The sequence below is a fragment of the Paenibacillus turicensis genome (assembly GCF_050461185.1).
GTDB lineage: Bacteria > Bacillota > Bacilli > Paenibacillales > Paenibacillaceae > Fontibacillus > Fontibacillus turicensis_A.
Genome location: NZ_JBCMOR010000005.1, coordinates 1,828,268 through 1,853,759, shown reverse-complemented (window position 1 = coordinate 1,853,759; position 25,492 = coordinate 1,828,268). Strand labels below are relative to the sequence as shown.

The 25,492-nt window shown below is 39.3% G+C and carries 25 protein-coding genes; 23 read left to right on the top strand and 2 right to left on the bottom strand.

Features of this window, described 5'->3' with window-relative positions:
• Positions 1-3: 3 nt before the first annotated feature.
• From ABE099_RS10780 to ABE099_RS10710, 15 genes are all read left to right on the top strand, one after another.
• Positions 4-672: a LysM peptidoglycan-binding domain-containing protein gene (locus ABE099_RS10780; protein ID WP_430030149.1), complete on the top strand. Its 669-nt coding sequence runs from the start codon at positions 4-6 to the stop codon at positions 670-672.
• Positions 669-1,658, top strand: a complete 990-nt coding sequence (locus tag ABE099_RS10775) for an XkdQ/YqbQ family protein (protein WP_430030147.1) — start codon at positions 669-671, stop codon at positions 1,656-1,658. The genes ABE099_RS10780 and ABE099_RS10775 overlap by 4 nt, the downstream gene beginning before the upstream one ends.
• Positions 1,651-2,070, top strand: coding sequence for a hypothetical protein (locus ABE099_RS10770; RefSeq protein WP_430030145.1), 420 nt, complete (start codon positions 1,651-1,653; stop codon positions 2,068-2,070). Before ABE099_RS10775 ends, ABE099_RS10770 begins: the two co-directional genes overlap by 8 nt.
• A complete protein-coding gene (locus ABE099_RS10765) occupies positions 2,063-2,554 on the top strand; it encodes a DUF2634 domain-containing protein (RefSeq protein ID WP_430030143.1) in 492 nt (163 codons plus the stop codon). Before ABE099_RS10770 ends, ABE099_RS10765 begins: the two co-directional genes overlap by 8 nt.
• Complete coding sequence (locus tag ABE099_RS10760) at positions 2,554-3,672, top strand: baseplate J/gp47 family protein (protein ID WP_430030141.1); 1,119 nt, start codon at positions 2,554-2,556, stop codon at positions 3,670-3,672. The genes ABE099_RS10765 and ABE099_RS10760 overlap by 1 nt, the downstream gene beginning before the upstream one ends.
• Entirely contained in the window at positions 3,665-4,231 is a 567-nt protein-coding gene (locus ABE099_RS10755; RefSeq protein WP_430030139.1) for a YmfQ family protein, read from the top strand. Before ABE099_RS10760 ends, ABE099_RS10755 begins: the two co-directional genes overlap by 8 nt.
• Complete coding sequence (locus ABE099_RS10750) at positions 4,231-5,727, top strand: hypothetical protein (protein WP_430030137.1); 1,497 nt, start codon at positions 4,231-4,233, stop codon at positions 5,725-5,727. The genes ABE099_RS10755 and ABE099_RS10750 overlap by 1 nt, the downstream gene beginning before the upstream one ends.
• Positions 5,728-5,737: 10 nt before the next feature.
• Positions 5,738-5,980: a hypothetical protein gene (locus ABE099_RS10745; protein ID WP_430030135.1), complete on the top strand. Its 243-nt coding sequence runs from the start codon at positions 5,738-5,740 to the stop codon at positions 5,978-5,980.
• Positions 5,981-6,098: 118 nt separating this feature from the next.
• Entirely contained in the window at positions 6,099-7,529 is a 1,431-nt protein-coding gene (locus ABE099_RS10740; protein ID WP_430030133.1) for a phage tail protein, read from the top strand.
• 193 nt (positions 7,530-7,722) lie between these two features.
• A complete protein-coding gene (locus ABE099_RS10735) occupies positions 7,723-7,956 on the top strand; it encodes a hypothetical protein (protein ID WP_430030131.1) in 234 nt (77 codons plus the stop codon).
• Between the two features lie 47 nt (positions 7,957-8,003).
• Positions 8,004-8,957 carry a peptidoglycan recognition protein family protein gene (locus tag ABE099_RS10730; RefSeq protein WP_430030129.1) on the top strand — a complete coding sequence of 318 codons (954 nt, stop codon included), beginning with the start codon at positions 8,004-8,006 and terminating at the stop codon, positions 8,955-8,957.
• A gap of 12 nt (positions 8,958-8,969) precedes the next feature.
• A complete protein-coding gene (locus ABE099_RS10725; protein WP_430030127.1) occupies positions 8,970-9,257 on the top strand; it encodes a holin in 288 nt (95 codons plus the stop codon).
• Positions 9,258-9,578: 321 nt separating this feature from the next.
• Entirely contained in the window at positions 9,579-10,889 is a 1,311-nt protein-coding gene (locus ABE099_RS10720) for a helix-turn-helix domain-containing protein (protein ID WP_430030125.1), read from the top strand.
• Between the two features lie 249 nt (positions 10,890-11,138).
• Entirely contained in the window at positions 11,139-11,561 is a 423-nt protein-coding gene (locus tag ABE099_RS10715; protein WP_430030123.1) for a hypothetical protein, read from the top strand.
• A 519-nt stretch (positions 11,562-12,080) separates the two neighbouring features.
• Positions 12,081-13,058 carry a helix-turn-helix transcriptional regulator gene (locus ABE099_RS10710; protein ID WP_430030121.1) on the top strand — a complete coding sequence of 326 codons (978 nt, stop codon included), beginning with the start codon at positions 12,081-12,083 and terminating at the stop codon, positions 13,056-13,058.
• Positions 13,059-13,484: 426 nt separating this feature from the next.
• On the opposite strand, the gene ABE099_RS10705 is transcribed toward ABE099_RS10710, so the two are convergent.
• The gene (locus ABE099_RS10705) at positions 13,485-14,330 is read right to left on the bottom strand and encodes a YitT family protein (RefSeq protein WP_430030119.1); all 846 of its coding nucleotides are present in this window, start codon (positions 14,328-14,330) and stop codon (positions 13,485-13,487) included.
• Positions 14,331-14,754: 424 nt separating this feature from the next.
• On the opposite strand from ABE099_RS10705, the gene ABE099_RS10700 reads away from it, so the two are divergent.
• From ABE099_RS10700 to ABE099_RS10690, 3 genes are all read left to right on the top strand, one after another.
• Positions 14,755-15,372 (top strand): acetate uptake transporter, encoded by a 618-nt coding sequence (locus ABE099_RS10700; RefSeq protein ID WP_430030117.1) that lies wholly within the window; start codon positions 14,755-14,757, stop codon positions 15,370-15,372.
• 163 nt (positions 15,373-15,535) lie between these two features.
• Positions 15,536-17,032, top strand: coding sequence for a stalk domain-containing protein (locus tag ABE099_RS10695; protein ID WP_430030115.1), 1,497 nt, complete (start codon positions 15,536-15,538; stop codon positions 17,030-17,032).
• 28 nt (positions 17,033-17,060) lie between these two features.
• Positions 17,061-18,083 carry a hypothetical protein gene (locus ABE099_RS10690; RefSeq protein WP_430030113.1) on the top strand — a complete coding sequence of 341 codons (1,023 nt, stop codon included), beginning with the start codon at positions 17,061-17,063 and terminating at the stop codon, positions 18,081-18,083.
• Positions 18,084-18,264: 181 nt separating this feature from the next.
• Here ABE099_RS10690 and ABE099_RS10685 read toward each other — a convergent pair whose 3' ends face one another.
• Entirely contained in the window at positions 18,265-19,236 is a 972-nt protein-coding gene (locus ABE099_RS10685; RefSeq protein WP_430030111.1) for an ArsR/SmtB family transcription factor, read from the bottom strand.
• Between the two features lie 399 nt (positions 19,237-19,635).
• On the opposite strand from ABE099_RS10685, the gene ABE099_RS10680 reads away from it, so the two are divergent.
• The 5 genes from ABE099_RS10680 to ABE099_RS10660 all read left to right on the top strand — a co-directional run bounded on the left by ABE099_RS10680 (position 19,636) and on the right by ABE099_RS10660 (position 25,362).
• Positions 19,636-21,003, top strand: coding sequence for an ABC transporter substrate-binding protein (locus ABE099_RS10680; protein ID WP_430030109.1), 1,368 nt, complete (start codon positions 19,636-19,638; stop codon positions 21,001-21,003).
• 121 nt (positions 21,004-21,124) lie between these two features.
• Positions 21,125-22,018, top strand: a complete 894-nt coding sequence (locus ABE099_RS10675; protein ID WP_430030107.1) for a carbohydrate ABC transporter permease — start codon at positions 21,125-21,127, stop codon at positions 22,016-22,018.
• 22 nt (positions 22,019-22,040) lie between these two features.
• Positions 22,041-22,883, top strand: a complete 843-nt coding sequence (locus ABE099_RS10670) for a carbohydrate ABC transporter permease (RefSeq protein ID WP_430030105.1) — start codon at positions 22,041-22,043, stop codon at positions 22,881-22,883.
• 47 nt (positions 22,884-22,930) lie between these two features.
• Positions 22,931-24,340: an arabinan endo-1,5-alpha-L-arabinosidase gene (locus tag ABE099_RS10665; protein WP_430030103.1), complete on the top strand. Its 1,410-nt coding sequence runs from the start codon at positions 22,931-22,933 to the stop codon at positions 24,338-24,340.
• A gap of 68 nt (positions 24,341-24,408) precedes the next feature.
• Positions 24,409-25,362, top strand: a complete 954-nt coding sequence (locus ABE099_RS10660) for a glycoside hydrolase family 43 protein (RefSeq protein ID WP_430030100.1) — start codon at positions 24,409-24,411, stop codon at positions 25,360-25,362.
• Positions 25,363-25,492 lie beyond the last annotated feature (130 nt).

Genomic DNA, 25,492 nt, shown 5'->3' with positions numbered 1-25,492 from the left:
AATATGGAGTTTATTTTAAAAGATTCCTCTGGTGTTGATTTTAAATTTCCTGTAAATCCGGAGGAAGTGAGTATTACTAGAGGCAAGGATGTGGAGACGGTGAACATTCTTTCTCTTGGCGAATATGATTTTCCGGGAGGGGAGAAGGTGAAGGAAATCGCCTTCTCTTCTTTTTTTCCACTTCACTATAATAAAAGCTATTGTACCTATGATGATTTTCCAGATCCCAAAACAGCGATGGATCAACTTACTGCGATGATGAGTAAAGGGGAGCCGCTAAGATTGCTTATTGCAGGAGAAAACTCCAAGCTGTTGAATGCACTTGTCATTCTTTCAGCACATAACAATTCGTTTCGAGGTGGAGAGCCTGGCGATATTTATTTTGATATCGTGGCGCGTACTTGGCGTAAGCCTAAAATGCACACGAAGGCAGGAACAGTTTCTACTGCAAGCAAAACAGGTGCAAGCTCAAAAGCTAAGGATTCACGTAGTGATACGCGTAAAAAGTCGGTCACTTATGTCGTGAAGTCAGGGGATAGCTTATCTAAAATTGCAAAGCGGGAGCTTGGCTCTAGCTCTAAGTGGCAGGCCATTTACAAACTTAATAAGGCAACGATTGGTTCAGACCCTAACAAAATTAAGGTTGGACAAAAGCTGGTGATGCCATCGTGAGTTACGAGGTTGTTTTAGACAATAAGCATTATTTAAGAGAACTCATTGAGAGTATTTCACTTAAGGATTCTTTAGAGCAAATATCTTATGAAGCGACCATTCAGTTAAAAGTGCCTACTGAGGGCATACAAATTGAACCTGGACAAAGTATTCGAGTTAGCGGCGTTCCGTATGAGGGTAGCAATATGGTGTATTTGCTTCATCCTGGGGTGGTCTGGGATTTGAGCAGTAATACAAAAGGTAGTAAGCATATTACTATCGTTGCCTATGATCGCACCATCTATTTGACCAAATCAGAGGATGAGTATTTTTTCAAAGCAGGAAGTACAGCAAGCCAACGATTAAAAAAGTATGCAAAAGACTGGAACATTAAATTAGGAAACATTCCTGATATTGGAACAAAGCTAACCAAAGCAACACATCGCGCCCAACCTATTTACAACATGATTACACAAGACTTGCAAGAAACCGTCAAGGCAGGTGGAGAGATGTATATTCCACGCATGACGCCAGCAGGGTTAGAGCTATTTAAGATTGGTAGTAATGAAACGGTTTGGAACCTGGAAGCGGTAGAGGAAGTAACACAGGTGCGTACTCTTGAAGGGGCAATCACGAAGGTAAAGGTCATTGGAAATAGTGAAAGTGGGAAGTCAGGCGCTGATTCACCATCCCCAGTCCTAGCGATAGCTTCATCACCCGATATTCCTAAGCTAGGTACACTACAAAAAATTGTACAAAACGAAGAAACAAAAACAACCGCCGCTGCCAAAAAACTAGCACAATCCATGCTAACGGGCGTCGTTGAAACCTTTACGGTTCGTGCTTTGGACATTAATACGATGCGCGCAGGTGATCTTGTGCATTTTAATGGCTTGAAGCTCATTGTCACCTCAATTACGCATGAGCTAGGTGATCCTGGGCATATGTCGCTAGAGTTGGCGTCGAAGGACTTTGTAAAAAGGAGGTATTTTTTAAATCATGGCTGATGATCCTTATGTATCTTTTGCCTCCTCTTTAAAGCAGCAAATTTCTGGGCATGCCCAGCAGATGATGTTAGGAACAGGGGCGGAGCTAGGCACAATAACAGCAACTGGACTTAAGCTAGATCAATTTAAGCATGAAATTCAGGATTATTACGTTGCAGATTTTAACGTGACTTTGGCCATGCCAGCCTATACACAGAGTGGCAAAATCAAGGTAGACGCTGATCATCCTGACAGCGAGACATTAGGCTCTGGGACGGGAAAGATGAGCTATGAGGTTGAAGCTGCTGAAATTCCAAAGGTAGGCATGAGCTTAGCCAAAGGTTTAGCCGCTGGAGACCGAGTGGTCGTATTACAGCTTAATGGTGGGCAAGATGCCGTTGTATTATGCAAGGTGGTGAGTGCAGGTGGCTGATCTTTTTCCAAATGATATCGTTTGGGCTGAAAGTAACGGAAGTGGCAATGAGCTTGATTCGGTTGATGATGTATTGAACGTATCTAGTGACGCTTCTACGATTCAGTTTGGACGAAGCTGGCAGTTTGATTTTGAGCAAGGAGATTTTATTTTTACAAATACGAAACGGATTGCGGTTGCAGATGAGCTGGAGGCTTGGAAGGTGTGGTGCATGAAGGCATTGCACACGCCAAGATACCGACATTTGGTGTACTCCAATGACTATGGACAGCAATACGATGAGTTAATTGGTAGAGCATATAGTAAGCCAGCGCTTGAATCCGAGATCGAACGGATGACGACGGAAGCTTTAATGGTAGATCCTAGAACAGCCGATGTGGATCAATTCCAGTTTGAGTGGTCGGAAGGTGTGTGCCATTTTAGCTGTGTTGTTACAAGTGTAAGGCAGGAGAGCAGTAGGCTGGAAAGGAGTGTGTCGTTCTAATGGCAGAGTTGCCGCTTTATTTACAGGAGCAAACAGAAGAACAAATTATGCAGCGGATGCTGGAGAAAGTGCCTTCGGATATTGATAAATCTGAAGGTTCTTTTATTTGGGACGCGGAAGCGCCGGTGGCGTTTGCGTTATCTGAAGCTGCTATTTGGGCACAGCAGGTGCTAGCGCGTGGATTTGCAAGTACAACGTATGGCGAATATTTGGACTATCGGGTGGCAGAGCATGGTGTAAGTCGTCGTGGTGCGGTTGCTGCTAGTGGTGGGATTACGTTTACAGGTACTCCAGGGCAGGTCGTACCTAAGGGAACGATCTTAGCGACACTTGCCGATGAATGGACTGGCGAAGCTAGCATTGAGTATGTCACGAATAGTGATGTTACCTTAAATGCAGATGGCATTGGTAAGGTGGGGGCAACCGCTTTGGTAGCGGGCAAGCAAGGGAATGTTCCTAGTGGTGTAATTACAATTATGTCCACCCCAATTCAAGGGATTTCTAAGATTACGAATGAAAAAGAGTTTAGTGGTGGCGCAGATGTTGAGTCGGATGAGGCACTGTTAGAGCGTTTTTATGCCAGAGTCCGCAACCAAGGCACGAGTGGAAACAAAGCGCATTATACGCTCTGGGCAACTGAGATTGCGGGTGTCGGGGGTGTACAGGTGAAGCCCTTGTGGCAAGGGACTGGCACAGTAGGCATTTATGTCATTGATACCGAAAAACGTGCAGCTAATGCAGACATTGTGGAAGCCGTTCAGACGTATATTGATCCCACACAGGATGGGCAAGGACAAGGCATGGCACCAGCAGGGGCAATTACAACAGTTATGCCTGCTCAGGAGGTGCCAATTAACATTTCGGTACAGCTTACTTTGGCGAAAGAGGCAACCTTAGACGAGGTAAAAGCACTCATTCAAAAAGGAGTAACGAGCTATCTCAAGCAGCTAGCCTTTCAAGATAGCTTAGTGCGGATTACTCGTATTGCGGCTGTTTTGCTAGATATTCCGCCAATCACAGACTATTCAGGTCTAACCGTAAATGGCTCCACAGACAGCAACATTGAAATCCCATTTGGTCAGGTGGCGGTGCTTGGCGAGGTGAATGTGCATGAATGAAGTTAAGAGTGAATCGGGACGAGAAATGCTTAGTTATTTGCCAACCTATTACGAGAACTCTCGTGTCATGCGCTCTCATTTAGATGGGGTGGGGACAGAGTTAGATAAGCTGAGTGAAGCGCTTCATGAGACGTTGGATCAGTTTTTTGTGAAGACGGCAACATGGGGATTAGTGCATTGGGAAAATGAGCTAGGCATTTATAGCGATCCTAGTAAACCGATCTCACAGCGTAGAGCAGTAGTAGAGTCAAAGCTTCGCGGCAGTGGCAGCTTCTCAGGTCGCCTTGTCCAAAATGTAGCCGAAGCTTATTACGTGGGAAATGTGGATGTCACCTTTCAGCCAGCGGAGTGGAGCTTTACGATTTATTTTAAAGATACGATTGGTGTCCCTCCTAATTTGGATGATATTAAGGCGATGATTGAAGAGATTAAGCCAGCGCATTTGATCGCTGAATATTCCTTTAATTATTTACGTCTTAGCGACATACATGAGGTGATGACATTGGAGCAAATGCAAGCTCAGCCACTAGGTAACTTTGACGGAAGGAGTGAGGTATAGTGAGCAGTAAAACTAAAAATTTAGGTCTATTGAAAAAAGATCCGATCTTAGACAAAAACGATACGTTTAACATCCAGACGATGCTAAATGACAACTGGGACAAACTAGATGGTGCGGTTGGGGGTGGCTTCCAGCAAGCCAAAGCTTATACCGACGAGCAAATTAGCTTAGTTACCGCTACAGGGATTCCGAAGCTAGTGAGCTATCCTTTGCAGGTAGTAGCGACAGAGGATAAACAAACGAACTTTGAGATTCCGCTAGACAACTTCGAGGCATCCACCGACACATTGCTTGTCGTCATTAATCGGGCCTTTTTGGATGCTAGTCAGTACACTGTTAAGGCAGCTACTCGGGACGAAGCTGGGAAACTGGTTAAACGTGCAGAGATTGAGCTTACTAAAGGTGTTAATGTTGATTCGAAAATTTCTTTAATTGTGCTGAAGAATGTTCCAATTGGTACAGATGGATCAATCAACGGGGCTGTGCTAGCAACAGAAAGCGTCCCAATCAATAGAGTGAATGGATTGCAAGACAAGCTAGACGAGGCTTTTCAAGCTGGCAATGAGCGAAAATCAGAGTTAGTTGCTGCGCTTATTGCCAAGGGTATAGAAGCAACTACAGATGATTCATGGAGCGATTTGCTAGATAAGGTTGAAAGCATTATAAAAGCTACTGGTGATGCTACCGCAGGAGATATTAGACAGGGGAAAAAAGCAACAACGGATAATGGAGAAGTAGTCGGCACTATGCCTACACGTAGTGATGTGTTTAAAGCAGGAAATTACTTTAACGACTTACACAATACCTTTTTAGATAGTGAGGTTACTCTTGATTCTGGATATTATCCAGAAAACACTAAAGTAAGAATTCAAATTAATGATTCTAACTTTAAGAGTGAGAATATTAAGTCTGGGGTAACTATGTTTGGGGAAGAAGGAAGTTATATTGGAGCTGGGAATGCAGTAGCAGGAGATATTAGGCAGGGTAAGACAGCTTCAACAGATGCTGGGGATGTAGTTGGTTCGTTACCTGTTAGGATTGGTGGTACTGTTGTTCCAAGTACAGTTAATCAAACCAAGCAAGCAGGCGTTTATGATACGAATATTGTGATACAGGGCGATGCTGATTTAGTTGCAGGGAATATCAGACAGGGAGTGGATTTGTTCGGGGTGGTTGGGACTCTAAATCCGATGCCTACAGGCAATTATACAACAACTGTAGAAACTATCGGAATCCCGTCTAAATCAGTTATTACACGGTCCTATTCTTCACCGACAGACATCACTTTAATTATATTAAATCCCAACGGTACTAGTAATGGTGATAGAATAGTTATGGCTTATGCGCTTGGAAGGTTGGGATTACCTTATACAACATCAAGAGATCAGTCGGTTTCTTTCTTGCTTCAATTTAATAAAACATCGAAAAATATTATAACAATAACAAGTGATAGTACACAAAATATTACTTATTCCGCTCAAGTGACTGGAATATAAGGAGTTTTCTATGAATAATATGATAGAATTTATGTCAAAGTATTTTATTATGGATAGGAATAAAACACGAATCTATTTCCAAAACTATACAAATAACGGAGATATCTACGACATTATTGTTTTAGTCGAAAATTTTGTTGAAATGTTTGGAGAAGCTATTCAAAAAGCTATGGACAACAACACAGACATTATGGAAGAAATTCGCTTATTTGATCCAGAAAATAATCTTGGCTATAACGATTTAATTTTCTAAAAAGTAATTGCCCACTGAGTGCATCAGGAGGGCAATTTTTATGTGTAGTTTTTACCGCGAATTTTGCGCCGTTAAACTATAACAACTTAATTGTGGAAATTAAGAAAGGAGATTTTACATGGTCGGAATCACTCTTCAAGAAATGTCAGACGAGACAGTACAACAATTACAATCCAATTATGTACGTCAGCCTGCTTTTGCTCATACACAAGGTACAACTGTAGCTTATACAGTTACGCTAGATCCTGCGCCTACAACCTTATCTGAGGGCTTTGGTATTACTATAGTACCGCATGTAACAAACGCTGATAATCCTACACTTAACATCAATAAACTTGGTGCAATTACTCTTAAAGATCAATGTGGAAACGGGTATACCACTGGAAAATTACTTCCTGGTCAACCATACACATTCCGCAAAGTTGGACCGGATCTTATAGTAGATAGCTCTGGAGATAACATTCCTGATGCCTCTCTTACCACACAAGGTAAGGTGATGTTATCTAATGCTGTTGATAGTAACAATGAGAGTCAGGCAGCTACGTCGAAAGCAGTAAAGACAGCATATGACCGAGCAAATGAGGCTTTTCAATCTGGCGTTAGTGCTAAAAAAGGGATAGTGGATGCTGTTAACGCCAGTGGAGGTAATGCATCCACTAATGATACATGGGATGGACTAAGTAGTAAAATCTCTAAAATTAATAAAATAAAAAACCCACTTTATAAAATTGGTGGGAATGTTAACGTTATGTTTCCTAACATTTCTGGAGATGCTTATCATAGCGCTGATGTAAGTCAAGGATACATTTTTTCGGGAAGGAAAAATTTGACATATAAAGTTGAACTCAATGGTGATTTTTCAATTGTAGCTAATACTTGCTTTGGCTCTGTGGCACATCTTCCTTTTCATATCCGTTATCTATCTGATACTATGTATGAAGTTTACTCTATATACTCTGTTTATATGCAACATTGGGAATCTTACTTAACTAAAAGAATTTATGAAAAACAAACTTCATCATCAGATTGGAATTCGAGACAGGAATGGATAGTCAAATTTTCTGATAGCGCTACTGTTCAAGATGGATTTGCTCAGATGTATAATAAAGAAGCAGTTTTTGGTTATTTTAACCCGAATGATGGAAAGTGGATTATCGAAAGGCGTAGTATCTTAAATGGTAGTATCATCGGAAGTGGTATAATTAATATTCCGACGGGCTTACCCTATACTAGTTCCGATTACTTGGGCATTCCACTACCTAATGGTTATTTCCTTTTATTTTATTCAAACACAAGCAGTCCAAAGGTTGGAAGCTTTTTGATTGTAAATTACAAAGGAGAGACTAAATTCGAATATATAAATAATGCTTATGAATCAGATGGTATCGAAAGAATATTAAATTCATCCAAAAGGATATCTACTTCTTATAGCGTTTCGGGGAACATTTTTTCAGATGCAATAATACTAAAAGGAGCTAATGGAAAACAACTGATTTGCTTTGATGGTATGGGAGGTTTATATGAATACTCGTTACCCATTGAAATTTAGTAATATTCTTAGTGTGTAAATGAGAAAAAGCAAGATAACAAATTCAAGATTATTCGTATTGATTTGATACGTATTTTTTATGCCCTCTGACCCCGTCAGAGGGCTATTCCCTATTCCACAAAAAAACCACAAAAAAGGAGGAAAACCCATGGACCCCACAGCAATCTTCGCCGTCATTACCGCCCTCAGCGGCATGGCTCTAGGCTGGCTTGGCCGGACACGCACGATTCGGCAAGATGCCGCCCACGATGCGGGCACAGTGACTGCGTTACAGACAGATCTCGAATACATTCGGCGTGGCGTAGACGATATCAGGCTCGATCAACGTGTACAAAGTCAACGAATCGACGCATTAAGTGAGCGCGTAACACGAATTGAAGAGTCCTCCAAGCAAATGCACAAGCGAATGGATCGAATGGAAGAATAGAATAATAGCAGAAATGCAAAACTTCTTGCATAAGCTAGAAAGGAGAAGTGAATATCTTGGACAAAACTAAATATAAGATTGAACGAAGATATATCGATAAACGTCCAAATGTCCGTCCTGGCACACGTTTGAAAACAGGCACACCTGCCTTTTTTGTAGCGCATGATACAGGCAATCCGGGCGCAGGAGCAGAAAATCACTATAGCTACTTTAACACACAAAAAGATAGAAGCGCCTCTGCCCACGTCTTTATTGATGACAAAATGATTCTAGAGATTATCCCCACTGGAACTGGAGGTGACCCTGCCGAAAAAGCGTGGCATGTACTTTACAACGTGACAACGGATAACGAGCGCTTTGGCTATGACAGTAATGATGCTGCATTAGCGATCGAGCTTTGTTATGGAGAAAGCCGCCGGAATGGCAAGGTGCTGCGTAAAATTGATTTTGACGAAGCCTACAAGCGGTATGTGTGGTATTTGGCATATTGCTGTGATAAATGGGGGAAAAACCCGTTTGTGCATATCCCGTCACACCGACAGCTGGATCCAGCCCGTAAGCGTGATGTGGATCAGGCATTAGCAACCAATGGCAAAACATTAAAGGACCTATTAAACGATGTCGCAACTGAACTCAAGCAACCCGCCTCAGGTGGCGTTACCCTCGACTTTGAACCGATTCCCGCAAATGTAGCCCAATCTTTAATCGCCACTTATATTTCACCAATATGGTACGTATCTAAAGATCGCAACGATCTTGAAGGTATGAACCACTTCCACAATCTTGCCAACAACTTACGACTCAACGCAGGACTTCCAATCGCAGGCACAACAATGACACCAGTCCAAAAGCTACCAAAAAGTAACGCCCAAGAAATTATTTATCGCTGGTTATCCCCTGCATGGTTTGAAGCAAAATCATACGGACGAAATGATCTTGCCAAACAGCTTAACGAAACAGCTAATCTACTTCGTAAAGCAGCAGGTTTACCAGTGCAATAAGGAGGAATAAAAATGAATAATGCCATTTTAACTCAAGTATTATCCTTTGCATCTATTCTTGCCGTATTTGTGATGTCCCTCGTACAATTGGTCAAAACGACCCTTAACATCAATAAAAACCTTGTACCCGTTGTAGGAGTTGTAGTCGGATTACTCATCGGAGTCGTCGCATATCCCTTTACAGATATGGATTTAGTATTGCGTCTATGGTCTGGTGGTCTTGCGGGTCTAAGCGCAACGGGATTATTTGAATTAGCCTTTAATAAACGAGATGGGAATACGAAGGATAAAGAGCTTTAAACGACTTCAACAATCCATTCAACAAATGAAACAGCGTTAAGCAATAAACAAAATTATAATTTTAGACAACAAGTGGCTAAGTAAGGCTACCAACAAACGGAGCAGTATACCAACTTTTTGGTATATTTGCTCCGTTTTTTTCATTTTCATATATTTAACTTATTGACAATATTAACCTATAGGTTTATGGTTGAATTATACAAATCATACTCTAACATACATTTTAATTTTCTTTTTTGCTTAAATTTTCTTGAGCTTCTCTTGCACTTAACAAAATTTGTTTATGTATCTCATTAAACTAAATCTCTAAGAGGTGGTGTCGTGAAATCATCTACTATACTTGCCGTCATGGAAAACTACATGAAGCAAAATTATTTAAATGGTAGGCAGTTTGCAGAGCTAATCGGGGTCAACCCTGGAACATTGACATATTTTTTAAATGGTCAACGAATTATTACAGTGTGCAACTTAGACAAGCTTACAGAAGTGATGGGGTATCCTGAAGGTTATTTTTATGAGCAATATATTGAGGATTACTTACGTGATCGAACTCCAAACTGGCGCCGAATTGGTCCTTATTTAAATCGATGTGTGGAAATTGGCAAAATAGATTGCTTTAACACGGTTGTAAATATATTAATGGAGCATTCCATCTACTGTAATTTATTGTTTGAAATGGCGGAGAAATTGTTTAAGCAAGGCAATTATACTTTAGCAGAAACCTTGTATGAAAACATAGCTTTAAGTGAGGAAAAGCAATATTCCGAGCGGTTAGCTGTGTGTCAGTATCGTCTTTTTAAAATTAAATTAGGAAAAAACCAAGTTGATAATTACAAGGTTGCGAGTCAATTTGAACCATTTGTCGATCGCTTAGATGAATGGGAGCAACTAGATGCCTTAAAGGATTTGGCTAATGTGTATCGTTCACTTAGAAATTGGGATCAATTAGAGCTGTTCGCGAAGGAAATGGAGTATAAGGCGAACCTTCACTATTTCAGCAAAAAAAGAGAAAGTCGAAATCCTACTCAGTTAAGTAGACCGCTTTTCGTATATATTACCTATAGCAAGCTGTTGCTAGCAGAGGTTTGTGAGGGAAGAAAGGACTTTGAGGGTGCGCTTCGCTATACATATGAATATGCGGATTTGAGTTGGGTGCAGGAACAGGATGAGGATACACTATATTGGAAGGAATCCTTTGAAAAGTGGGCAAAGGTGAATACCTTCGCGAATAACCTTCTAAATGGTGACATTAGCGTATTAGATGACTATGTAAAATATCTTAGGCAAAATCGAAATGAGTTACTGTTGGGGATTTTTAATATTGTCTATGCTGCAAACAGATATAACTTTAATATTGATCCTATCTTACTAGAGTTTCAGGAACCGATACAAAATTATTCTATTCAAGCTCCAAAAGATGTATATGCGACACAGGTTTTATCTGATCATTACAATACCCTTTTATATGAATTAACTTGCTATTATCTAAATAAACGAGATTATATAAATGGGATAAATACGCTTTCAAAAGGCTTAGAAAATGCAGTTGCCTTACATAAGGAAAAAAATATAATTAAATTCTCATTTGTATTTGAAATGTACTTTTCTAGATTTAAAATAGAACAAAGCTAATTTTGTTAGAAAAAAGTAAGCTATTCGCTATATTCTGAAAAGAGTATAATGAATAGCTTGTTTTGTTTTTATTAGTTTATAAATTAGTATTTTTGATTATTTAGAAATAGATGGTAATATTTAATAAGGGGATGGAAGGGAGGGTTACAAATTAAAAGAGTAATTATAGGTCGGATCTTTCTCTTAGTACCAACTCTTATTCTTGCATTTCTTGCATTGCCATGGCTGTTCATTTATATCGGAATTCAATTGCAGCCAGATCCTCCAAAACCACAAGTCACTTATGGAGAGTTTCAAATTCGCTTGGAATATGAAATAGACGGGCAGAAGAAGGTAATTGAAGACATATTGATTTGTGAATTTGCTGGTATAGGTTCTGATGAGGGGCGTGGAAAGTTCCGAAAGTGGAAGCAACGTTTAAAAAGTCATGGTGGATCTGAAATTACTTTATTAAAAATAAAGAATGAGGGTGCCATTACTTTTTCTCCTGGAGGCGCAGAATATTACATGGGGGATTCAGATTATACTGAGGACAATAGTAGTTTTCCAGATGCGATATTTGAAGAGTTCTATAGATTTAGTTTTATTTATGCAGATCAATTATTTAATGATTACAAAATAAAACTTTTAAAATGGGAAGCAGACCCGCCAATTGAAAATACATATCTATAGATAAGAGCAAAGATAATAATATATTGTACTATCTATAGGGATTTATGAGAAAAATATGATTATTTTGATAATTATTTTAATAAGTTTACTTGTTTATTTTAGATTTTATACTTCGGGATATAAAAAGAAAGATATATTAATTTTTGTAATTTCACTTGATATCTTAGCTTTATTGTTAAATTTCTTCAAATACAAATGAAATTTTAGCACGAAGAGACAGGTTTAATAAGGATTTAGAGGTTGCTTAAAATGATATTTATCTTTTTAATTATTTGTAGTTTGCTAGGGTATTTAATTTTAAGATTATGGGTTTTCAAAGAAAAAATATTCTTTCTATATTAGTTTTGAGTAACATTATGGTTTTAGTTTTATATTTTCAAAGTATAAACCTTAGCCTATAAATCAATCTGCATATCAACACAAAATCCCATCCCCTCAATCTCAGCAACTAAAATCAAGGCACACCACCTCCATTATCCTATAATGGCTGTAGAGTGGTTGAAACGAGGTGAACAATTCATGTACGAGTGGCATAAGCAGATCAACATCATTGTAAATGAAATTGACGAATGTATTAAAGAGCGTAACGATGAAGCGCTAACGCTGTCTTCTCTGTCCAGCAAGCTAGGATATTCCGAGTTCCATACAACGAGAAAGTTTAAGGAAATATCGGGCATACAGTTTAGAGATTATTTAAGGCTGAGAAAGCTAGCTTTTGCGTTAAAAGAGGTACGAGATAGCGAAAAAAGCATCGTTGACATTGCCTTTGATTACGGATTTTCCTCGCATGAAGCCTTTACAAGAGCGTTCAAAGCTACCTATGGTGTTGCGCCAATCGAGTATCGTAAACATCCTTTACCTGTGGTGCTCCGTACAAAAATACTCCCCTTTGACCGCTACTTTTTAGGTATTGGAGAGATTGGAATGGTAAAATCGACGGAGGATGTTAAGATTTACTTTGTAACGATTCCCGCCCATAAGCTTTTGTACGTTAAAAACTATGAAAGTAACGGCTATTGGGATTTTTGGCAAAAACAAAGCAAAGTTCCAGGACAAGATTGTGATACCATTTGTGGTTTACTAGATAGTGTGAAAGGTAAGCTAGATGATCTGGGGGATGATACAGGGATTTGTAACGGGGGCTCTGGGCAGGTTTTAGGATACATTCATGATCCAGAAGCGCGCAAGTTTGATTGCTATGCCGTTCCTCGTGTCGAATTTTATGGCGTGCGTCTTGCTACTGATTACGATGAAGAAGTGCCACCCCAAATGCTAATAATGGACGTTCCCGAAGCAGAATACATCGTGTTTGAACACGGCCCATTTGATTATGAAAAAGAAAATCGGATTGTGGAGGACACCGTGGACTTAGCAGTGGCTTCCTTTGATTATGAAGGCACAGGTTATTGCTTTGACACCTCATCAGGGAGAGTAGCCTACTTTTACCATGATCCAACCCGTTTTTGGAAGTACATTAGACCTGTACGGAAGGTATAATCGTTTAAAAGGTTTAAAAGGTTTAAAAGGTTTAAAAGGTTTAAAAGGTTTAAAAGGTTTAAAAGGTTGTAAATTTGAAAAAGTACGATATATAAAATCGTTATATTTTTCACCATAGTTCTGTGAGTTTAGTTGCTAAGCGATAAGTAGCAACAAACTCACAATAAAAAAAAGCCAAGCTGTTCACGTTGTTTTACTGTACTTGTGAACAGCTTAGCTTTATGCTTTTTTCCCTGCCCCCAATTAAATTAGTGGTTGACACCTACCCGTAATAGCGAAGGGACAGAGGGATTCTGAAGATCGTCTTTGAAACCAGATTTCAACCCTAGTGTGTCTTATAAAAGGAGAAATCTGGTTTCAACAACGATCGCAAGAACCCTCTGGAGCGTAGCTACCACCTTCAAAGTTAGAATGTCAACCACTAATTTACTTCGATATATCCACAAACCCTTCTCCAAACACATCTCTAGCATCATGAATCGTTACAAATGCATTTTTATCTGTTTTGCGAATGATCTTTTTCAAAGTCGTAACCTCTTGCTTGTTAATGACGGTATACAGCACTTCTTTAGGCAACTTCGTATAATAACCGTATCCCGTTAGCACCGTAACACCACGATCTAAAATGTGACTGACCTGCTCTGCAATTTCATCCTGTTTTTCAGATATAATAGTAACTGCTTTTTTCGGGTTTAAGCCTTCGACCACAAAGTCCATCACCTTTGTCCCTACAAACAACATGACAATCGTTAGCATGAGCTTTTCTGCACCAATAATAAAGTAACAGGAGAAAGCGACGATAAGGTCAAAAAATAATAACGCATAGCTAATATTCCAGTTTAAATATTTGTTCATCAGTCTCGCTAAAATAACCGTCCCCGCAGACGTTCCACCTGCACGCACAATCAGCCCAATTCCCAAACCGACCATTAAGCCTCCAAAAATGGCGTTGATCATTGGTTCATTAGATGTAATACTCCAGTTGTGACTAATACCGAGGAAAAAGGAATGTGCCACCACAGCAATAATCGTATATAAGGTAGTTAGCTTCCCGAGAAATTTGTATCCAATTAAAATGAGGCAGGAATTAATAATTAAGCTCGTCAGCCATGGCTGAAATGCGAATAAGTAATACAAAATAATGGTGACACCCGTTACGCCCCCTTCGCCAAACTCATGGGGAATGACGAATAAATTTATCCCAAGCGCAAAAATAAAAGAGCCAAGTATAACAGACAGCACTTCCATTATGCGCGTTTTTACAACATTCATGTCCAATCACAATCCTTCCAATGTCCAGTTTCGTTTAATTTCTTATTTATATAGTTTTATATAGGAAACAATTTATTAAGAATTTAAATTAACATCTAAACTAATCATTAAGACTACAGCGTAATAAATGTTAAAGATATATCAACTTAATGTCATCACTAAGCAATCACATTATATGTGAAGGTTCAAGTTTCACCCTGTACATCTAATCATGTAAATGTAAAAATCTCAAGTTTTCATATTAATATATTAATAATGTAACAATGTAGTTGGTTAAAGTAGCTAAATATATTTATTCCATGAATATTCATATAGGCTAAGTTCCTATCGTGTGATATGATAGACGGCGTGTCTTAGGTTTGTAGTAACAATCGAAGACAATAATAAATATATTTTTATAGATAAAATGGGGGATCGGTTAAGTATGTCATCACAATCAACACAGCATGTCAAAATCGTGAGTGCAGACCCTAGTGCAATCGGGTTGTTTGGTCTTGCGATTGTAACCTTAGTAGCTTCATCACAAAAGCTTGGAATCACTACGGGGTTAGGATACGCTGTTCCATGGGCAATCTTTTTAGGCGCATTTGCACAATTATTTGCAGCGATTCAGGATGCAAAGCATAATAATACATTTGGTATGACGGCATTTGGTGCATATGCATTTTTCTGGTTTGGCATGGGCGCAAGCTGGCTCGTGAAGATGGGGGTATTTGGAGAGGCATTAGCTTCACAAATCGATGTCAAGCAATTAGGTTTTGCATTTGCGGGTTATTTTATTTTCACACTGTTTATGACCATTGGGGCAATGGAGACACACAAAGTATTATTTACGATTTTTGTACTCATTGATTTTTTATTTTTAGGATTATCATTAGATTCCTTTGGCGTGGGCAATGGGTTCTTCCATGAAGTTGCTGCGTTTGCGGAGTTAGCGATTGCGATTGTTTCCTTATATGGTTGCGGAGCAGCTGTGCTAAATACTCATTTTGGCAAGGTATTCCTGCCAGTGGGTAAGCCGTTTGGGATTTTTAAAAAGTAAAACTGTTGACATAATCGTGCAACTTATACAACTATTGAGACTTAAACAAGAGACCTTAAAATGCTTTCATCAGCATTTTTGAGGTCTTTTTTGTACAACTTTTCCATCAAACCCAACGTTATTATATTGAAGAAATATAATGATAAGAGGGAGTTTTCGAAAAATGAATACTAAATACAAAATCTTTATTTGTCTTATTACAGTTTTGCTTATTGTTACTTCAGTCGTAACAGCTTCACCTTATGCCCAAGCTAAACAACAAATAAAGACTAGTAAAAGTGTAGTTAGCGATGCTCATGGATTGCATGACATTATTGATATTGCTTATGACGGGTTAACCACTAACACCGTTGCATTACAGGAGGATGGGACCATTTGGTATTGGTTAGGCGGGGGTAAAGCTAAGCAAGGACCTACTATAGAAGGAGCTATTCAAGTAACGGGTGGAAACCTTGTTCTAAAAAAAGATGGTACGGTATGGGAGTGGGATAAAAACACACATGAGGTCACTCCAGTTACTGAACTAAATAATATTGTGGAACTTCAGTCCAATGATGGATATGATTCAACAGCACTTGCTTTGGACAAAAATAATACGTTATGGGTAAAAGGCAATTCCAAAGTTGCATTAATGGTATTGGGCAAAGCCCTCAATGCAGATACTACTGATTCATCCTCTCAGTTGGAGAAAGAAAAAGTATTGAATTTTGAGCGTGGTTTAGAACATATTCAAACGATGACGATAGCGATGAATGGAGATATTGGAATTGTAAAGCAGGACGGCACGATTGAGCATTATTACTACAAGTATGATTATCCTAAACCGGAGCAGGGAAAATTTACTTATAGGTTACCAAAGCCTTTATTAATAAAGGACATCCACCTTCAAGTTACGTTTGATCGTTTCAATGATGGTTATTTAAATTTAATAACAGTTGTAGCTCATGATGGAAGTGCTTGGTATGGAGCTTATGAAAAAACATTGAAGCGTTTTTATGAGCCGAAAGTGAAGTTAGTGTCAACAAGTGGCTCCCAAATTAGTAGAGGAGGATTTAGTGAACTGTATGCGCTCGATTTGCAGGGTAATCTTATGGGGATTGAGATGACTCAGGATAGTAAGGAACGTTACAGTAATAATACGATTAAATATAGCAACATTAAAAATATAAAAAAAGTAATTTCAAGATGGCAAAATAGCGCATTAGCACTTAAAAAGGATGGAACCGTTTGGGAATGGGGACCTAATAAAGACAGTTATCAGGATTATCTTTTTTTAACATCACTTGAGGAAAAGATACAGCCTACTCCTATCGAAAAGGAAATTTCTGTGTATTGGAATGGGCAAAGGTTGCCATTATCTTCACAACCAGTGATGAAAAAATCGCTGATGTTACCAATGCGTGAGTTATTTGAGGCGTTTGGCAGTGAAGTAAAATATAATGATGGCAACATTGTTATTAAACAAGGAAAAAAGATTATGCAACTAAAGATATACAGTCATGATGCTATACTAGATGGAAAAAGGATGAAGTTAACCGAAGCACCTATTTATATAGATGGGAAAACCTATGTGCCACTTCGTTTTGTAGCACAATCGCTGGGAGCAGGTGTAGCATGGGATGCGAAGGAGCAAGTCGCTACTATTAAATATTCCAACTAAATCGTTTATACCTATAAAGGGGGAGAATATGTCAGAGGTATGGATACACTCAATGAATGGCGCACCTTGGAAAAAATCAAAGATGAATCAAGCCATAAAGAAACTCCGAAATCGGGCACTTATTTCTTATGTTGTTGGTATTGATAAGCTGGAGGATTTACAGGAGCTAGATCAAATCGTATTTGCTAAAAGACCGGACTTGATTTTATCCATCAGTCAAATCGATAAGGATAAGACATCATTGCAAAAAGTGATTTCTAAATTAGCGGGCTTACAGCATGTTACAGCATTACAATTAAACCTTTTTTATGATATTGATCTAAGTGAATTAGGAGTGCTAAAGCTGCAATATATATCAATTATGAGTAAAAAACCGTTAAACCTAGATTTCATCTCTAACTACAAACAGCTTAAATTCGCTTCACTTCATGGGAAGTTTGTGGATTTAAGGCCCATTGGGGATGCAACTGAACTAGATTCATTAAATTTACAGACGGATATTGTTGAGCTTGATTTTGTTTCTCGTTTACCTAAACTTACATGCCTGTACATTGCTGATTGTACTTTAAAAGAAGGTGCGCTAGCTGCCCTCGTTAATTCTAACATCACTATGCTGTGTTTGGCCTCGATTCGTAATTTGACACACATTGATGAGATATCATCCATGCACCAGCTTGTTTCACTTCGATTAGCCTTGTCTAAGCTGGAGACATTATGTGATTTTTCCGGACTAAATCAGCTAACACAGCTAGAATTGGAGCAAATGAAGTCATTAAAAGATATAACCCCTTTATGGACAGCTAAGCATCTTGAAATGCTAACGCTATGGGAATTTTCAACTGCAATTAAAGCAAAAGCTTTAGCACCATTACTAGACATCAGTCAATTAAAACAACTAGATTTTCGATTTATTGATTTTAATAAAGGAAGAATTGAGGCGTTACGCCAGATGTTTGCTGAAGCAGGGAAAGAGTATATTTTAATTGAAAATATTGATGAACCCTTTCGTTTAAAATCAAAAGTGTTTCTCCATATAAAAAAGCATTTCTGAGGAGGTAATTCACTGGAAGTTAGTTGGAGGTCAGTTTCAATGAGGGGAATCAGGAATGTCTAACGCTAAGTGCAAGGCAGAGGACTTGTAAAAAAATGAATATTCGCTTCAAAAGAGTGAAGCAGCCCTCTGCCCTTAGTGTTATTTAAAACATTTCACTCCTTTATCTCATTTTTTGAGTCTATAATTGATCATTCTTCTGTTCATTTTTCTGTACATTCGTCTGCTGAATGCTTACATCATCCTCGACATCGTACAACACCCGCGCAATCAGCTCTTGGCTGTAGTTGCCAAAATGCTTGCCATAAATCGTAAGTCCACGTTTATTCATAGGTTGATCTGTTACTGCGATTCGCAGTGTAATGTCACTTTTATAATCTAAGCCAATTTGCGACAACGTAACGTCTGAAATCCGACATCCATCAATAAAGCTACCTTCTTGGTTGATGCGAATCAGCTTCAGCATACCGTATTGATTGAGGTGAGGAGGCCACCAGTCAGGTGTAAACGTCCCACGTGCATCCCCAAAATCGCCTGGACTCGTCCAGAATCCAATTTCAATTCCATTAATGTAGAAATAAATATCAGACGGATAATTGTTCGAGAAGCCGGGCGCTTCTGAGCTAAGCTCCATTGAAAACTGAATTTCCCGAAACGTTTGATTAGGCTTTAAGTAGTTAGGAATGCGATATTCTAAATAACCGTCCGCTAACCAGATAATTTCAGAATTAATCCGCTGTGGATCAGCAAAATAACGTGGATCATCAAAATCACCAATAATGCTATCCTTTGTTGCTAAGCCACAAGTAGGCACAGCTTGATAATCACTATAATGCCCAACCTGTATTTCAACCTCATACAAATTGGTTACATCCTTACTTTGCAAATCCACCATTAATTTATCCTTATTTAAATAACACAGCTTTTGAATGCCATGCTTCCCAACAGAGGTATTGATCTCGATGAGTCCACTTTCCTCTAGCTTCTTAATGTGCATCGTAATGGCCCCGTTGCTTAAATTAAGCCTTGTCGCAAGATCATTAAGATTAAGGGACTGATTTTTAGCAAGCAGTTCAATAATTTGAATCCGTATTTCGGAGCTTAACGCTTTAAAAATATCTATTCCACTCATCAAGTCCTTGATATAGATCATTGTAAAAATAACCTTCTTCCTCGTGATATTGCATTTGTTTTATATTAGTATAAACTAACGCACGATTTTTATAAAGTTTTTATCAGGTTTTCTGGTATAATGACTATAAATAATAAATTTTAATTATTACATAGATGATTATTTTATATTAATATAAAACAAAAGATCTTAAATAACCATTAAATTACTATAATATGCAAATAATTCGTGTATTCTGACATTAACTTTAGATAAATATAAAAAGGTTTATATTTTTATGTTTACAATGGTTTTGAACTATGTTATTTTATATTTGTAAGCGGATTCATATATGCGTTTATAAAATTATTTATAGTTTATTAAAATAGTTATAACTCAGTTATAGCTAAGTAATTAGAATTTTTTAGGAGGGGTTCTCAGATGTTAAAGAAAAAAAGCTGGTTTGTTCTCACTTCTCTAATTTTAGTGCTTTCACTTGTATTAGCGGGCTGTGGGGGGAGTAAAAACGCCAACAGTGGCGGTAAAGGCGACTCAGGCTCAGGCAATAAGGAATTAACGTTTATGTTTAGAGGAGGACCCGATGAGCAAACAGCTTATAAAAATGTAGTGAAAAAATTTGAAGATGATCATCCAGGCGTGAAGGTGAAAATCATCGTGACGGCTGCGGATCAATATGCAACGAAGCTGAAGGCAGCAATCACAGGTAACAAAATGCCGGATGTATTTTATTTTGAATCTGGAGATTTGAAGGCGTATGTCAACAGTGGCATCTTACTTAACTTAACTCCTTATTTGGAAAAAAATGAAAAAGTAGACCTTGATAACATATGGAAATACGGAATTGATTTGTATCGTTATGATGGCAACATGGCGGGTCAAGGCGATATTTATGGGATGCCAAAGGATGTTGGCCCATTTGCTTTAGGTTACAACAAAACGATGTTTGAAAAAGAAGGTATTCCACTTCCTGATAAAGATAAACCAATGACTTGGGATGAATTTGTAGATATTAACAAAAAACTGACCAAGGACACCAATGGAGATGGCAAGCCAGATCAATATGGTTCAGGCTTTAACGTGAACTGGGCATTGCAATCGTTTGTATGGAGTAATGGAGCGGACTGGATTGATGAAACTAAAACAAAAGTGACCATTGATGATCCGAAGTTTGCAGAGGCATTGCAATATTTTGCCGACCTACAAAATGTGCATAAGGTCACACCTTCCATTGAGGATTCTCAAACCTTGGATACGTATCAACGTTGGATGAAAGGTGAAATGGGCTTTTTCCCTGTAGGTCCTTGGGATATGTCTACGTATGAAACATTGCCTTTTGACTATGATTTAATTCCTTACCCAGCAGGTTCAACAGGGAAATCAGCAACATGGACTGGCTCATTAGGTATTGGAGTTTCAAGCAAGTCCAAAGCACCAGAGGAAGCAGTGGAGCTAGTCAACTACTTAACCGCTTCACGTGAAGGCATGGAGCAGCTTGTTAATGCGAAGGTACAAATTCCTAACTTGATTGATATGGCTAAAGAATGGGCTAAAAATTCAACAACAAAACCCGCGAACAAAGAAGAGTTTTTACAAATTGTCGAGGATTATGGACGTGTATTGCCAGGTCACTACACCTATAATGCAGAATGGTATAACTTATTTTTCACGGACATTCAGCCTGTGTTAGACGGCAAAATTACAGCGGAGCAATATGTGAAGGAAGAGCAACCAAAAATGCAAAAGCTGTTAGATAAAGCGATTGAGCAGGAGAAGAAGTCTAAAAAGTAACTGAGGTGGCACCCCAAATACGTAGTGTTACCCACATTCAAAAGTAATGAAGTGATGTTAGTCTCCAATCAAATACAGAGGCTAACATCATTTTAATTCTGCATCATAAGAGGTGAAGAAAATGAAGGCTAAATCCAACCTTTACAGGAAGGAACGAATTTATGGATATTTATTTATTCTTCCTCCAGTGCTTGGATTGTTAATATTTACACTTTTCCCTGTAGTTTATTCTTTTTATGGCTCACTAACAGATTGGGACGGCTTAGGAAGTATGAATTTTGTTGGCTTCGACAATTTTAAAGACGTATTTAGTGACGAGTTATTTTATAAAGCAGCTTTTAATACTGTGTTTTATATGATTGGGATTCCGATTGGTATCGTGTTAGCGCTACTGCTAGCGTTAGGTTTAAATCGTAAAATTCCAGGAACGACCACGTTCCGCGTCATTTATTATATTCCAGTCATTTCATCACTTGCGGCGATTTCAATTTTATGGAACTGGGCGTATAACGGGGACTATGGGCTAGTGAACCAGTTTCTTGATTTGTTTGGTATCGACGGGCCAAACTGGCTGATGAATAAGCATAGCATTAAGCCCGCCATCATCTTAATGACGGTGTGGAAAGGGTTAGGTTATACGATGCTCCTATACTTAGCAGCGTTGCAAAGTGTGCCTAAAACGTATTATGAAGCGGCAGAGCTAGATGGAGCTAGTGGCTTTAAAGCATTTAGACATATTACTTGGCCGATGGTGAAGCCCGTTACCTTCTTTATTGTGGTGACCAATATCATTGGGGGATCGCAAATATTTACGGAAATTAACATAATGACACCAAAAGGCGGAACCGAATTCTCCTCCGCTTCGGTCGTATTTTATATTTGGGATAAAGCATTTGGTAACCTGCAAATGGGGTATGCGTCCGCTATGGCGGTTGTGCTAGGCTTATTCATTTTTGTAGTTACCTTAATTCAATTTAGAATGAATGAAAAATCGTCTAGCGATCTGGCTGGATGAGGACAGAAGGGAGGAACAACACGTGTCGCATTCACAAAAAGTAAAGCTTATAAACACTATTATTTTCATCGTTTTGGCGATTGGCGCAGTATTTATGATTGCCCCATTGCTTTGGATGGTTACCACATCTGTGAAGGAAAAGCAAGATGTGTTTGCATTACCACCTAAATGGATACCTGACACCATCAATTGGATTAAATATAGCGAAATTTGGGAGAAGGGACCTTTGCTAGATGGGATTAAAAATAGCTTGATTGTGGCTTTAAGTGTAACAATTGTCGGTACATTTACATCAAGCTTAGCCGCGTTTTCTTTTGCGAAGCTCAAATTTCCGCATAAAAATAAAATCTTTTTATTGCTGCTAGCTGCGATTATGATTCCTTATCCTGCGGTCATGATTCCGCAATTTATGTTTTTCTCTAAAATCGAATGGGTGGATACCCTTCTTCCTTTAATTGTGCCAGGCTTGTTCGGAAATATCATTATGATCTTTTTTATTCGCCAATATTTAATGAGTGTGCCCGATGAAATTATTGAAGCGGCAAAAATAGATGGTAGCTCTTATTTTAGATTATATTCAACGATTACGTTTCCTTTAATTAAACCAGCGGTAGCCGCACAGCTTATTTTGTGGTTTATGGGCATTTGGAATGACTACTTAGCACCAATTATTTACTTAAACTCACCTGAAAAGCAGACGCTCCAGCTCGTCATTGCCAACTATAATGCCACGTATGCCATTCAAACTGATTACCCGTTAATTATGGCTGCTTCTGTTGTGGCGTTGTTACCTGTGTTGATTACATTTTTAATCTTCCAGAAACAGATTATTGAATCCGTTGCGATCTCAGGTGTGAAGGGATGAGGATAAAAAGTTGGTCATTCAAAACGAGAATGGTGGTGCTGTGTTGTATGGCTATGTTGCTAATGCTTGGCGTTGGGGGATGCGGGACTTCTTCTGATTCAGCTACACCTCCACTAGTGTATCCAGAGTCACCCGGAGAGTTCCCGATGTATGATGTGTCTAATATTAATAATGAATCTGCATGGACTACAGTGAATACCCATGATCCTGGCATCATTAAAACGGATAAAGGCTACTACGTTTTTTCTACGGATATAAAGGTGGGTGGGGAGCCTCGTGCAGGTGTGATGGTTCGTCGTTCCGATGATCTTATTCATTGGAAATGGGTGAACTATGCTCTGCCCGGTGTGCCACAGGAGGCAAAAACTTGGACGAAGGCAACCAATCTATGGGCGCCTGACATTGTGAAATATAAGGAGCAATATCGTTTGTATTATTCTGCATCAACCTTTGGCAGTAGGCAATCGATGATCGGACTGGCGACTTCACCCTCCATTGAGGGGCCTTGGGAAGAAAAAGGGAACGTCATTCGTACAAAAGGTACAGATGGACTAAACGCGATTGATGCCAATGTGGTGACGGATGCACAGGGAAAAATGTGGATGGTATATGGCTCCTTTTTTGATGGGATTCATATTATCGAATTAGACCCAGACAGTGGAAAACCAAAGGAGCAAGGCTTTGGCACAAAAATTGCCGCACGTAGTAAAGCGGTGAATAACGGTGCAGTAGAAGGGCCTTACATCGTTTACAATGAAAAATTTAAAAAGTATTATTTGTTCGTTTCCTACGATTCCTTATTTGAAAATTACAATGTGCGAGTAGGGCGCTCAGACTCTATTACAGGGCCGTATTTAGATTTTAATGGTCGAAATATGCTAGATACCGAGCATGAGCCCCAATATGAGGTGGGAACAAAGCTATTAGGTGGTTATCGCTTTGGCGAGGATGAGGGCTGGATTGCGCCAGGGCACAATTCCGTACTTAACGATAATGGACAATATTACATTGCTCACCATGCCAGAGGGGAAGCCGATAAAAACTGGGCTTACTTGCATATTCGTAAAATTTTGTGGAGTGAGGACGGCTGGCCGCTAGTATCCCCTGAGCGTTATGCGGGGGAAAAGGAGCAGGATGTCCCGAAGGCAGAGGTTGTCGGTAAATGGCAACGTATTGTGCAGGACCCTATTCTTGATGGGCAAGCGGAGTCCGATGAGCTTGAATTGCTAAAGGATGGAACATTTACTGGTGTGCATGGCGCAGGCTTATGGACGCTACAGGAAAATAAGCGAACTTTACAATTGACATGGAATTCGTTGTCCCAAGGTGAAGGTAAAATAGAAACCGTCGCTTTATCCCCAGCATGGGACTGGGAAAAAAATGTCCCTTGCCTCGTGTTCACAGGACTTAATGAGCAAGGCATTAGCATTTGGGGGAAGAAAACTAGCTCTAATTGAAGATAAGCTTGAGAGCCAAGCATTATTTAAGCAGAGCTACTTAAAATATAGATTTTGGAGGAGAAACAATGACAACTCAAATTAAATATCCTGACCCTCTTGTGGAGCAACGTGCGGACCCTTGGGTATATAAGCATAGTGATGGTTATTATTACTTTACAGGTTCTGTGCCTGCTTATGACCTCATCGAGGTACGTCGTTCCACAACATTAGCAGGGCTAAAGGATGCACAGCCTGTTGTTGCATGGAGGAAATACGATACTGGTCCACTAAGTGCAAATATTTGGGCACCTGAAATTCATTATATTGATGGCAAATGGTACATTTACTTTGCGGCGGCTAGAACAACGGAAACGAGAGACGGTTTATTTGATCATCGGATGTATGTGCTAGAAAATGAAGCGGAGAATCCGCTAGAGGGGACTTGGGTGGAAAAAGGCCAAATCGTCACAAAATGGGAGTCATTTGCCCTTGATGCTACAACCTTTCAGCATAATGGAGAGTTATATTACGTATGGGCGCAAAAGGACCCTGAAATTGAGGGGAACTCTAACCTCTACATTTCTAAAATGAGCAACCCTTGGACGTTAACGGGTGAGCAGGTTATGATCTCGACACCTGAATATGATTGGGAAATTATCGGTTTTCGTGTCAATGAAGGGGCGGCGGTATTGAAACGAAATGGGAAGATATTCATTTCCTATTCCGCGAGTGCTACGGATCACAACTATTGTATGGGGCTGCTAATGGCAGAGGAAGACGCTAACCTCCTCGATCCAGCATCATGGCATAAGTCTCCAGAGCCTGTATTTCAGACCAATGAGCAAACACAACGATATGGACCGGGGCATAACAGCTTTACTGTATCAGAGGATGGTCAAGATGTGATCATTTATCATGCACGTAGCTACAAGGAAATTGAAGGTGACCCTTTATATGATCCCAACCGACATGCACGGGCGCAAATTTTCACTTGGAATGAGGATGGAACCCCTCACTTTGGCATCCCAGGCAACAAATGAATGGCTCAATCTTGAAATCAGTGGTTGAGAGGAAGCAAAAATAGCGAAGGGGTAGAGGGATGGTGGAGAAGTGAACACGTCCGCCTTTACAGCCTGTTTTTCAACCGATAACTATCTACTTCAAGAAAAT

Bases quoted from the DNA above. Each gene is read 5' to 3' on its own strand.
- ABE099_RS10780 (WP_430030149.1), top strand. From the start codon at position 4: ATGGAGTTTATTTTAAAAGATTCCTCTGGTGTTGATTTTAAATTTCCT.
- ABE099_RS10770 (WP_430030145.1), top strand. From the start codon at position 1,651: ATGGCTGATGATCCTTATGTATCTTTTGCCTCCTCTTTAAAGCAGCAA.
- ABE099_RS10760 (WP_430030141.1), top strand. From the start codon at position 2,554: ATGGCAGAGTTGCCGCTTTATTTACAGGAGCAAACAGAAGAACAAATT.
- ABE099_RS10755 (WP_430030139.1), top strand. From the start codon at position 3,665: ATGAATGAAGTTAAGAGTGAATCGGGACGAGAAATGCTTAGTTATTTG.
- ABE099_RS10745 (WP_430030135.1), top strand. From the start codon at position 5,738: ATGAATAATATGATAGAATTTATGTCAAAGTATTTTATTATGGATAGG.
- ABE099_RS10740 (WP_430030133.1), top strand. From the start codon at position 6,099: ATGGTCGGAATCACTCTTCAAGAAATGTCAGACGAGACAGTACAACAA.
- ABE099_RS10735 (WP_430030131.1), top strand. From the start codon at position 7,723: ATGGCTCTAGGCTGGCTTGGCCGGACACGCACGATTCGGCAAGATGCC.
- ABE099_RS10725 (WP_430030127.1), top strand. From the start codon at position 8,970: ATGAATAATGCCATTTTAACTCAAGTATTATCCTTTGCATCTATTCTT.
- ABE099_RS10710 (WP_430030121.1), top strand. From the start codon at position 12,081: ATGTACGAGTGGCATAAGCAGATCAACATCATTGTAAATGAAATTGAC.
- ABE099_RS10705 (WP_430030119.1), bottom strand. From the start codon at position 14,330: ATGAATGTTGTAAAAACGCGCATAATGGAAGTGCTGTCTGTTATACTT.
- ABE099_RS10700 (WP_430030117.1), top strand. From the start codon at position 14,755: ATGTCATCACAATCAACACAGCATGTCAAAATCGTGAGTGCAGACCCT.
- ABE099_RS10695 (WP_430030115.1), top strand. From the start codon at position 15,536: ATGAATACTAAATACAAAATCTTTATTTGTCTTATTACAGTTTTGCTT.
- ABE099_RS10690 (WP_430030113.1), top strand. From the start codon at position 17,061: ATGTCAGAGGTATGGATACACTCAATGAATGGCGCACCTTGGAAAAAA.
- ABE099_RS10685 (WP_430030111.1), bottom strand. From the start codon at position 19,236: ATGATCTATATCAAGGACTTGATGAGTGGAATAGATATTTTTAAAGCG.
- ABE099_RS10680 (WP_430030109.1), top strand. From the start codon at position 19,636: ATGTTAAAGAAAAAAAGCTGGTTTGTTCTCACTTCTCTAATTTTAGTG.
- ABE099_RS10675 (WP_430030107.1), top strand. From the start codon at position 21,125: ATGAAGGCTAAATCCAACCTTTACAGGAAGGAACGAATTTATGGATAT.
- ABE099_RS10665 (WP_430030103.1), top strand. From the start codon at position 22,931: ATGGCTATGTTGCTAATGCTTGGCGTTGGGGGATGCGGGACTTCTTCT.
- ABE099_RS10660 (WP_430030100.1), top strand. From the start codon at position 24,409: ATGACAACTCAAATTAAATATCCTGACCCTCTTGTGGAGCAACGTGCG.